The sequence below is a fragment of the Pseudoclavibacter sp. AY1H1 genome, assembly GCF_002931055.1.
Lineage (GTDB): Bacteria > Actinomycetota > Actinomycetes > Actinomycetales > Microbacteriaceae > Pseudoclavibacter.
In genome coordinates, this window is record NZ_PSXX01000003.1 from 288,649 (window position 1) to 298,677 (window position 10,029).

13 protein-coding genes are annotated in these 10,029 nt (G+C 69.6%); 6 read left to right on the plus strand and 7 right to left on the minus strand.

The genetic code is table 11. The features are described from left to right. Positions 1-63 precede the first annotated feature (63 nt). The 3 genes from C5E05_RS08045 to C5E05_RS08055 form a co-directional block, all read right to left on the minus strand. Positions 64-888, minus strand: a complete 825-nt coding sequence (locus C5E05_RS08045; protein WP_104341599.1) for an ABC transporter ATP-binding protein — start codon at positions 886-888, stop codon at positions 64-66. Beyond that, positions 885-1,934, minus strand: coding sequence for an ABC transporter substrate-binding protein (locus C5E05_RS08050; protein ID WP_104240555.1), 1,050 nt, complete (start codon positions 1,932-1,934; stop codon positions 885-887). Before C5E05_RS08050 ends, C5E05_RS08045 begins: the two co-directional genes overlap by 4 nt. Before the next feature lie 62 nt (positions 1,935-1,996). Continuing rightward, complete coding sequence (locus tag C5E05_RS08055; protein ID WP_104240554.1) at positions 1,997-2,845, minus strand: ABC transporter permease; 849 nt, start codon at positions 2,843-2,845, stop codon at positions 1,997-1,999. A gap of 238 nt (positions 2,846-3,083) precedes the next feature. On the opposite strand from C5E05_RS08055, the gene C5E05_RS08060 reads away from it, so the two are divergent. Then, the gene (locus C5E05_RS08060; protein WP_104341600.1) at positions 3,084-4,385 is read left to right on the plus strand and encodes an NAD(P)/FAD-dependent oxidoreductase; all 1,302 of its coding nucleotides are present in this window, start codon (positions 3,084-3,086) and stop codon (positions 4,383-4,385) included. A 93-nt stretch (positions 4,386-4,478) separates the two neighbouring features. Here the strand turns inward: C5E05_RS08060 and C5E05_RS08065 are convergent, their stop codons facing one another. The 3 genes from C5E05_RS08065 to C5E05_RS08075 form a co-directional block, all read right to left on the minus strand. Continuing rightward, entirely contained in the window at positions 4,479-4,661 is a 183-nt protein-coding gene (locus tag C5E05_RS08065) for an antitoxin (protein WP_104240552.1), read from the minus strand. A 96-nt stretch (positions 4,662-4,757) separates the two neighbouring features. Further along, positions 4,758-5,528, minus strand: a complete 771-nt coding sequence (locus C5E05_RS08070) for an NADPH-dependent F420 reductase (RefSeq protein ID WP_104341601.1) — start codon at positions 5,526-5,528, stop codon at positions 4,758-4,760. Further along, the gene (locus C5E05_RS08075) at positions 5,521-6,609 is read right to left on the minus strand and encodes an LLM class flavin-dependent oxidoreductase (RefSeq protein ID WP_104341602.1); all 1,089 of its coding nucleotides are present in this window, start codon (positions 6,607-6,609) and stop codon (positions 5,521-5,523) included. Before C5E05_RS08075 ends, C5E05_RS08070 begins: the two co-directional genes overlap by 8 nt. 96 nt (positions 6,610-6,705) lie before the next feature. On the opposite strand from C5E05_RS08075, the gene C5E05_RS08080 reads away from it, so the two are divergent. Genes C5E05_RS08080 through C5E05_RS08105 form a run of 5 tightly spaced genes read left to right on the plus strand, consistent with a single transcriptional unit; the run spans position 6,706 to position 9,526 of the window. Continuing rightward, on the plus strand, positions 6,706-7,197 hold the full coding sequence (locus C5E05_RS08080) for a MarR family winged helix-turn-helix transcriptional regulator (protein WP_104341603.1): 492 nt from the start codon (positions 6,706-6,708) through the stop codon (positions 7,195-7,197). Further along, positions 7,190-8,332, plus strand: a complete 1,143-nt coding sequence (locus C5E05_RS08085) for an NAD(P)-binding domain-containing protein (protein WP_104341604.1) — start codon at positions 7,190-7,192, stop codon at positions 8,330-8,332. Before C5E05_RS08080 ends, C5E05_RS08085 begins: the two co-directional genes overlap by 8 nt. 37 nt (positions 8,333-8,369) lie before the next feature. Continuing rightward, on the plus strand, positions 8,370-8,558 hold the full coding sequence (locus C5E05_RS08090) for a hypothetical protein (protein WP_146081068.1): 189 nt from the start codon (positions 8,370-8,372) through the stop codon (positions 8,556-8,558). A 40-nt stretch (positions 8,559-8,598) separates the two neighbouring features. Continuing rightward, positions 8,599-8,901 carry a cupin gene (locus C5E05_RS08095; protein WP_104341606.1) on the plus strand — a complete coding sequence of 101 codons (303 nt, stop codon included), beginning with the start codon at positions 8,599-8,601 and terminating at the stop codon, positions 8,899-8,901. 22 nt (positions 8,902-8,923) lie between these two features. Then, positions 8,924-9,526 (plus strand): LppP/LprE family lipoprotein, encoded by a 603-nt coding sequence (locus tag C5E05_RS08105; RefSeq protein WP_146081069.1) that lies wholly within the window; start codon positions 8,924-8,926, stop codon positions 9,524-9,526. Here C5E05_RS08105 and C5E05_RS08110 read toward each other — a convergent pair. After that, positions 9,523-9,918, minus strand: a complete 396-nt coding sequence (locus tag C5E05_RS08110) for an SdpI family protein (RefSeq protein ID WP_104341608.1) — start codon at positions 9,916-9,918, stop codon at positions 9,523-9,525. The two genes, C5E05_RS08105 and C5E05_RS08110, sit on opposite strands and share 4 nt — an antisense overlap. Positions 9,919-10,029 lie beyond the last annotated feature (111 nt).

Consider the following 10,029-nt stretch of genomic DNA (forward strand, 5'->3'; position numbering starts at 1 on the left):
GAGGCCCGCCCACCTTGCGGCGAGCGGGCCAGGTGCTTCGATGGTCGCGGTTCGGCGGGGCGTTCAGTCGCCGCCGAGAGGGCTGCCGAGGAGTTCGCGGATGCGCCCGGCGACCTTGTGGAAGCGCGGGTCCTCGAGCGTCGGCTCGTATTCGCGTTCGCGCGGCAGGTCGACGTCGAACTCCTGGATGATCGTGCCGGGGCGCGGCCCCATGAGCACCACCCTGCTCGCCAGGTAGACAGCCTCGGGCACGGAGTGCGTCACGAGGAGCACGGTCAGGTCGGTCTGCGCCCAGAGGCGTTGGAGCTCGACGTTGAGGTGCTCCCTCGTGAGCGCATCCAGGGCCCCGAACGGCTCGTCCATGAGGAGGACATCGGGGTCATGCAGGAGGGCCCGGCACAGCGAGACGCGCTGCTGCATGCCGCCGGACAGCTCGTGCGGGAGGGCCTTCGCGAAGTCGGTGAGGCTCGTGAGCTCGAGGAGCTCGTCGCACCGTTTCGACGCTGCCGCCTTGTCGAGGCCTCGCATCTCGGCCTGCAGCAGGATGTTGCCGCGCACGTCTCGCCACGGCAGCAGGGCCGGTCGCTGGAAGACGAACCCGACGTCCTGCCGCGGCGAGATGACTCGGGAGCCGCGCAGCTCGATGGTTCCCTCGGTCGGCACGGTGAGGCCGGCGACCGCCCGCAGCAGGGTCGACTTCCCGCATCCCGACGGCCCCACGATGGAGACGAACTCCCCTTTGCGGACGTGCAGGTCGACGTCGCGCAGCGCCTGCACGCTGCGTCGCTTCGTCTCGAAGCGGATGCCGACGTCGTCGATGCCGAGCAGGTAGTCCTGGTGGCCGCCCGCCGAGGAGGGCGCCGTGCGCTCGTTGACCGTCATGCTCATTCTGCCGCTCCGCTCGGCTCGAAGCTCGCGTCGAAGTAGTCCTCGACGGGCTTCGCCTCCTCGATGAGCCCGGCCGTGGAGAGCACCTCGATGGTCGCTTCCCAGTCTCCGGTCGTGTTCACGCCGGGGGCGTTGCCGTCGCTCTCGGGGGACGTGAGGAGCGGGATGGTGTTGTTCCACTGCTCGATGAGCACTTCGGCCGCGGGCATCTGCGGGTCCTTGCCGTCCATGGCGGCGACGGCATCCTCAGGCGCCTCGGTGGCTGCCGCGTACGCCTCGGAGGTCGCGGCGACCATGTTCTCGACGAGGTCCGGGTTGCTCTCGATGAGATCGGTGTTGGCGATGAGGCCGTTGCTGAAGAAGTTCAGTCCGACGTCGGAGTACTTCAGGTAGGTGACGTCCTTGCCGCTCTGCGCGGCGATCGTCGGGCCCTGGTCGTGGGCGAAGCCGATGAGCCCGTCGACCTGCTCGTTGATCATCGCGGCCATCTTGCCGGCGGCGTCGAGGTTCTGCTGCGTGACATCCCCCTCTTCCAGGCCGGCGGCTTCCAGGTAGAGCGGGAACGTCGTCGTCGGCGCGTCTCCCGCGGACGTCGCGATGGTCTTGCCCTTGAGGTCGGCGGGCGTCGAGATGCCGGAGTCGGTGAAGACCTGCACGGCCGACGGAGTGGTCTGCAGGAAGACCCCGACGCTGCGGATGCTCACGCCCTTGTCGATGTTGGCGAGCACGGCCGGGGTGTCTGCCCAGCCGAAGTCCACCTGCCCTTGGCCGACGGCCTGGGCGGTCTTCGTCGACCCCTGGCCCGCCTGGATCGTGAGGTTGATGCCGTGCTCTTCGAAGATGCCCTGTTCGACCCCGTAGTAGAAGGGGGCGTGCTCGCCGTACGGGTACCAGTTGAGCATGAGCGTCACGTCGGTGAGGCCGGCTTCGCCGTCGGCTCCGGCGGCTCCCGGTTCGGGGGATGCGTTGCCGGAGCACGCGGTGAGGAGGAGCGCGCTGGCGGCGACGGCGGTGACGAGCCCGTTGCGGATTGTCTTCTTTGACATGAGGGGCCTTTCCAGTTGTGGGTCGAGGCGGTGGGGGTCGAAATGGTGGGAGATGGCTGCTGTCAGCTCTCGAGGTTGCGACGCGACGCGTGCCAGGGCACGAGGAAGCGCTCGGCGACGAGGATGACGGCGAAGAGGAGGATGCCGAGGAGGGACATGATGATGAGGGCGGCGAACAGCATGGCGGTGTCGACGTTGCCGTTGGCCTGCAGGATGACGTAGCCGAGGCCGGCGTTGGCGCCGACGAACTCGCCGACGACGGCTCCCGTGACGGCGAGCGTCGCGGCGACCTTCATGCCGGAGAGCAGCTCCGGCAGCGCGGCGGGGAAGCGCACCTTCACGAACGTCTTCCATCGTGAGGCGCCCATGGTGCTCGTGAGCTCCAGGATCTCGGGGTCGATCGTGCGGAGACCGCTGATGCCGGCGATGACGATGGGGAAGAAGGCCATGAGCACGGCGACGAGGATCTTCGGTTCGGGACCGAACCCCATCCACACGATGAAGAGCGGCGCGATGGCGATCTTCGGGATGACCTGCGCGAACAGGATCAGCGGGTAGAAGGTGCGCTCGAGGGTGCGGGAGTAGACCATGATCACGGCGACCGCGACGCCGAGGACCACGGAGAGGGCGAAGCCGATGACGGTCTCGACGGTGGTCACCCACGTGTTGTCCCACAGGTACTGCGGGTTGTCGGTGAACGCCGCGAGAGTGTCGGCGGGCGAGGGCAGGATGTAGGAGGCGACGGTTCCGGTCTCCGTCACCGCCCACCAGGCCGCGAACGCGACGATGAGGAAGATGGCCGGGTAGGTGTAGCCGGAGAGTCCCTTGGCGATGGAGCGTCGCTTCACGGGTGGGGGCGTTGCGTCAGTCGGCGAGCCGATGACTGGGGTGTTGGTGGTTGCGCTCGTCATGCGGAGCTCCTTACAGCGTTGTAAGAGGGGACTCGGTCGAACGCGGCACCCGGTTGAGCTCTCACGGTGGGTAACCGCTTTCCCGATTGCTCCAACATAACGTGGAATGATCCGCGAGACAACCGTCAGTGATCCAGGGAGCGCTTTCCGATTCGCCGCACGCGCGAGCCCGAGCAGCGGGCAACTCCCCGCCCCCGCTCCCAGGCGCCACCCGAGCTCGGTTCGTAGCGTGGAGCACATGAGCGCTTACGACTACTTGATCATCGGCGGAGGAATGGTCGCGGATGCGGCCGCCCGCGGCATCCGCGAACGAGACGAGACGGGCACCATCGGCATCCTGAGCGCAGACGTCGACGAACCCTACGCACGGCCTGCCCTCTCGAAGAAGCTCTGGGTCGACCCCGACTTCACGTGGGAGCAGACGCCGCTCGGCACGAGCGACGCGACGGGCGCCCAGATCACGCTCGGCACGCTCGTGACGGGCATCGACCGCGAGGCGAAGACCGTCACGACCGACACCGGCGAGACCGTCAGCTACGGCAAGCTGCTGCTCTCGACGGGCTCGAAGCCCGTCGAGATCGACGTGCCCGAGAGCACGCGCATCCTCTTCTTCCGCTCGGCGAGCGACTACCGGCGCCTGCGCGAGCTCAGCGAGGGAAACGCCCACGCGGTCGTCGTCGGCGGCGGATACATCGGCACGGAGATCGCGGCGGCCCTCGCGCAGAATCACGTGGAGGTCGACCTGGTCTTCCCCGAGGAGGTGCTCGGCGCATCCACGTTCCCGCCGTCGCTCGCCGAACGATTCCAGGAGCTGTTCGTGGAGCACGGCGTTGGGCTCGTGCCCGGGCGCCGCGTCGAGCGCGTGCTCGCCGAGGTGCGGGCACCCTACGACGAGGCGACCGCGGAGGCAGCCGAGACCGTGGAGACCGTGGAGACCGCGACTGGCGCCCCCTCCCCCGCGACCAACCCGGATGGTGTGACCGTCGTGTTCGACAACGGAGCGGAGACGGAGGCCGACTTCGTCGTGTTCGGCCTCGGAGCGAAGCCCGTCGTCGACCTGGCGGAGGACTCCGGCCTCGTGGTCGACGACGGAGGCGTGGTCGTCGACGAGCAGCTCCGCACCATCGACCCGTCCATCTGGGCGGCCGGCGACATCGCCGTCTACCCGGACCCGGTGCTCGGCCAGACGCGCGTCGAACACGTCGACAACGCCACCGAGATGGGGGCGGCCGCGGGCCGTTCGATGGCGGGTGCCGCCGAACCGTACTCGCACACCCCGTACTTCTACTCGATGGTGTTCGGCACGCGGTGGGAAGCGGTCGGCACCCTCGACCCCGAGCTCGACGTGCTGGACTCGGCTCTCCCCGAGTCCGGCGAGTCCGACCAGAGCCGAGTCAGCTACTTCCGCGACAAGTCGGGGGCACCCGTCGGCGTGCTGCTCTGGGACGTCGGCGAGAGCGAAGCGCTCCGCGACGCGGCCCGAGCCGTGATCGACGACGGCGTGACGTCGACCGAGGAGCTGCGCACCCGCATCCGCTGACGCCGTCCCGCCAGCGCCAGCCCGCCAGCAGACGCCGAAGGCCCGCCACCTGGGCGGGCCTTCGTGGTCTGCGGCAGCGCCGCGACGGCGGTGCTACTCGGTGCCGACTGCCGCGTCGGCGCCGTCGCGCATCTTCTGGATGTGCTCGTCGTGCTGGTTGCCGATCGCGGTGTCCGCGTGATCTCCGGCCGCGTCGAACGCGTGGTCGGTGAACTGCTCACCCTGCTCGCTGTTCGCCGCCTGCGCTGCCTTGTCGCCGATGTTCTCGAATACCATTCGGTCTCCTTCACTTCGTCGGTTCGGCGCAATTGCGCCATGCGACGAGTCCAGCATCCGCACGTGGATGCGCGGTGTGCGGCAGCTTGGCGCGACTCAGGATCGCGGTTGCCCGGCTGGTACCGTGCCCATCCGTTCCTCGCGGAGGGCCTCGAGTTCGAGGCCCCGCTCGGTGCTCGGGAAGCGCGCGGCGGTCGAGCGCACCTCCGCTGCGGCGAAGTTCGCACCGAAGAGCTCGCTGCCCGGCTGCAGGGAGAAGCTGTCGTGCAGGGTGCCGACGAGCACGGGGTCGAAGCCGGCGGCATCCACGAGCAGCGAGGCGTCGGCGATGTCCGCGGGGTCGTCGCCCGCGATGCCGATCCCCCTCCTGCCGACGGCGCCAGCGGGCTTCGGCCCCTCGTCGAGGTCGTGGTAGCCCATGTGGTTGAAGGCCTTGACGACTCGCGACTCGGAGAGCAGCTCCTGGACGAGCTCGCTTGTTGCCGCGAACGGGTCGTTGAGGTCATCGCGCACGCCGTCGATCTCCCACCAGTAGTTCATGGCGTCGATGACGAGCTTCCCGCGCAGCTCGTCGCGGGGAATCGCCTCGTGCCCATCGAGCGGCAGGGCCTTCCCGAGCGGCAGCGCGAGGATGACGACGTCGGCCTGCCGGGCCACCTCGGCGCTGGTGCCCGTGGTCGCGCCGGGCACGAGCACGTCGATGATGAGCTCGATCTTGCTCGGGGAGCCGGAACCCGCGATGAGCACCCGGTAGCCGCTCGCGATGAGGAGGCGAGCGAGTACCGTGCCGACCTTGCCGGCCCCCAGGATGCCGATCGTGGGCAGGCTCGCTGCCGTCCGGCCCGGGGTGGGCTGAGCGTCAGACATCGATGGACTCCTTCGCGAGCAGGGCGCGCACGCGGGGTGCGACCTCGGTGCCGAGCAGGGTGATGGTCTGCGAGCGTGCACCCACCGGCAGGCCGATGACGTCGTACTTGAGGTCGAAGCGGCTGATGCGCAGCGCCTCGACCATGCGCACGATCTTCTTCGCGACCGTGTCCGGGGAGCCGACGAAGAGGGCGCCCGTCTCGAGCTCCTGGAGGTAGCGGTCCTTCGTGGGCGGGTAGAAGCCGCGCTCCCTGCCCATCATCTCGACCATGGGCTTCCACGACTCCCACCAGGTCTCGGCCGCTTCCTCGTCGGTCTCGGCCACGAGGCCGAGCGCGTGCTGGCCGACGCGATTCGCTGGCATCCCGAACTTCTCGAGCGCGCGATGGTAGAGGTCGACGTGGCCGGCGAATCGCTCGGGCTGGCCGCCGATGATTGCGAGCATGAGCGGCAGACCGTAGCGGGCCGCCCGCACGACCGAGTCGGGGCTGCCGCCGACGCCGACCCACGTGGGGATGCCACCGGGGCGCATCGTCGGGTGCAGGGTCTGGTCGACGAGCGGCGCGCGGACCGTGCCCGACCAGGTCACCGAGGAGTTGCGCTGCAGCTGCATGAAGAGGTCGAGCTTCTCCTCGAAGAGCTGCTCGTAGTCGGCGATGTCGCAGCCGAAGAGCGGGAACGACTGTGTCTGGGATGCGCGCCCCACGACCATCTGCGCGCGCCCGTTCGAGAGCGCGTCGAGGGTCGAGAACTCGTTGTAGAGGCGCACGGGATCGTTCGTGCTGAGCACGGTGACGGCAGAGCCGAGCCCGATGCGCTCCGTCGCCGTGGCGATGCCCGCGAGGATGACGGGGGTCGCGGAGTCGACGAAGCCCTCCCGGTAGTGCTCGCCGATGCTGAAGACGTCGAGGCCGACTCGCTCGGCGAGGCGCGCCTCGTCGACGAGCAGGCGCACCGTCTCGGCGTCGGACATGGGACGGCCGTCGACGTTCGGCACGTCGCCGAACGAGTTGAGGCCGATCTCGAATCCGAACTGGGCTGCATCCACTGCGCTCATCTGCGTGCCCTTCTGCGTGCTCATGGGTCCTCCAGGTAGTTGACGTGTCAATCATGCATCCGGGTAGTTGATATGTCAACTACGTGGCATGATGGGGGCGACACGAGCGACGGAGGACCCATGGGCACGCAGAAGCGAACGCAGATCAGCGCCGAGGAGCTGCGCGTCTGGCGCGGGTTCATCGAGACCACGAGCGTGCTGAACTCGCGCCTCGCGAGCCGCATGCAGAGCGAGTCAGCGCTGTCGACGGGCGACTACGGCGTCCTGCTCGCACTGCGCGAGGCACCCAGCCGATCCCTGCGCTCGTCGGAGCTCGCGGCGACGATCGGCTGGGAGCGCAGTCGCCTCTCGCATCAGCTCGGCCGCATGGAGAAGCGCGGCCTCCTGCGCCGCGACCCCTGCAGCGACGATACTCGGGGTTCGGTGGTGAGCCTCACCGAGGAGGGCGCCGCCGCGTTCCGGCGCGGCTCGGTGCCCCACCTCAAGGCCATCCAGGAACTCTTCCTCGACGCCCTGTCGCCCGAGCAGCTGACCCAGGTGGCGTCGATCACGGAGGCCCTGCGCGAGCACCTGGGGCTCGACGAGGCGGAGGGCGGCGCCGACCGTGCCTGAGGCACCACGCTCCGCGACGGTCGTCGTCATCGGCGCCGGCCAGGCGGGCCTCTCGGCTGGCTTCCACCTATCGCGGCGCGGCTTCGCGAGCGCCCTCGACGAGCCGGACGCCGAGCGCACCTTCGTGCTGCTGGATGCGAACCCCAAGCCCGGCGGCGCATGGCAGCACCGCTGGGAGTCCCTGACGATGGCGACCGTGAACGGCATCTTCGACCTGCCCACGTTCGCGCGCACCCCTGGCAGCGAGGACGAGCCGAGTCGCGACGCGGTGCCCCGGTACTTCGCCGAGTTCGAGCGCGCGAAGCCCCTGCCCATCCTGCGCCCGGTCAAGGTGCTCGAGGTGTCGCGCGTCGATGACGACCCGCAGGGAGCGCTCCTCGTCGCGACCGACGGCGCCGGAGGGTGGCGCGCCGACGCGATCATCAACGCGACCGGAACGTGGAACAACCCGCTGCTGCCGAGCATCCCGGGCCAGGATGCGTTCCGCGGCACGCAGCTGCACACGCGCGACTACGTGTCGGCGTCGGCCTTCGAAGGCCAGCGGGTCGCGGTCGTCGGCGGCGGCATCTCGGCGGTGCAGCAGCTCGAGGAGATCTCGCGCGGGGCGCAGACGTTCTGGTACACGCGACGCGAGCCGGTCTTCCTCGAGAACGGCTTCAACCCGGAGGTGGAGGGGCGCAGCACCATCGCGAAGGTGACGGCCGACGTCGAGGCGGGCGAGCCGTCGAGCAGCGTCGTCTCGTACACGGGCCTCGGCTGGTCGCCCTACGCGGTGGCCGCCCGGGATCGGGGCGCACTCGAGCGGCGGCCCATGTTCACCGCCATCGAGCCGGACGGCGTGCGCGAGGCCGACGGGTCCTTCACTCCGGTCGACGCGATCCTGTGGGCCACGGGGTTCCGCGCCGACCTCGCGCACCTCGACGGGCTCGGGCTGCGCAACGCCCGAGGCGGCATCACGATGCGCGGCACGCAGGTCGCCGACGAGCCGCGCATCCACCTCATCGGCTTCGGCCCGTCGCAGTCGACGGTCGGCGCCAACCGGGCGGGACGCGACGCGGTGCGGGCGATCGAGAAGCTGGGGCTCCAGCGGCGCGAGCGCCCCGCGGACCCACGGGAGCCCGCAGTCCGGCGGTGATGTGCGGCCGCCCAGCCTCGGTGCGTACGGTCGCGGCATGACCACCTCACAGAACGCGTCCCCCGCATCCGACGACTCGACCGGCGGCGAGAACCTGCGCGACATCATCGAACAGGTCGAGAGCGAGCACGGACGCGAGGGTGCAGCCGCGATGGCCGACAAGCTGCGCGACCGCACCGAGGAGACGAAGCAGGAAGACGAGGACCCGGCAGAGGAGCAGAACTAGGCGCACGCGTGCCACGCACCGCAGCCGCTAGCGTCGAGACATGACCCGCCCCAGCGCCACCCCAACCGTCCAGGTCGACGACGATCGCTTCCGCGTGACCGAGTGGCGGTTCGCGCCCGGAGCGGAGACCGGCTGGCACACCCACGAGCTGCCCTACGTGGTGGTGCCGCAGACCACCGGCAGCCTGACGGTCGAGACGACGTCGGCGGACCCGTTCGCCATGGAGTGCACGGCGGGTGTCAGCTACAGCCGAGAGCCCGGAGCCCACCACAACCTCGTCAACGACCGCGACGAACCGTTCACGTTCGTGGAAATCGAAGCAAAAGCCGGGCCATCCGCCTGAGTCGCGGTGCTAGGTTGCGGGCATGGCTCCCCGCTTCCTGACACCACCTGTCGTCGCGTGTGCGGCGTTGACGCTGGTCGCGCTGACCGGATGCTCGCCGTCGGCGGCCCCCGAACCCGCCGCCCCGACCGTCACGGTCACGCAGACCGTTCCGGCGTCGGCACCGCCGGCCACTCCGGCGGAGACGGCAACCGCCACGCCGGAGGTGCCTGCGTGCTCCGGACTCACGCAAGAGGAAGCCGTCTCGGCGTCGATCGGCTCCATCGCCCCGTTCCCGGGCCTCGAGTCGAACGAGTGGGTCGCCGCCACGCCAGACGCGGCAACGTACGACGAGTGCGCGGAACTCTCCTACGTCGTGGTGACGCTGTCTGGCGGCACCGTCTCCACGCCGTGCCACATCATGCTCTTCAACCAGGGCCGCTACCTGGGCACCGCGACCGCGGACGCGTACGGCTTCCTGCCCAGCGTCGCCCGCCTGGACGACGCGAGCATCGAGGTGACCTACACGTACACGCTGCCCGGCGAGGCGAACGCCGAATCGAGCGGGCGGGTCCAGGCGACCTTCACGTGGGATGAGGACACGCAGTCTGTGGTCATGGACGGCGACGTGCCACCCACGGACTAGGCGTCAGGCTCGTCTGCAGGCTTGGCGCCGGGAGCTCTCAGCACCGCTTTCGCGGCCTGGACACCCACGCGAGCGCCGTAGAGCACGAACCCGAGCAGCGCCCCGCATCCGCCGAGCACGACCACCGCGATCCCCCACTCCGGCATCGGGATGAGGACAACAAGGCCCGTCGCCAGCGCAAGGTATCCGGCGATCGTCGTTGGGCGCTTCGCCCGCACGTGGGCCGCGACCCACGCCACATCGCTCGCCATCGTGCTCGGCGTGCGGATGCCGGCGAGCGAGTTCCGCTGCAGCTGACCGGAGGCTGCCGCGCTCGCCATCCAGACCACGAGGAGTCCGGATCCGATCATCACGAGCGAAAGTACGCTTCTGAGCACCAGGGAGTCGTCCATCCACCCCAGCCTAGCCGGACCCGCCCGCTCGATTCGGCGTTCGCCTCGCCGGGCAGCGTGTACGTGTAGGTCACCTCGATGCTCGCGTCGTCCAGGCGGGCGACGCTGGGC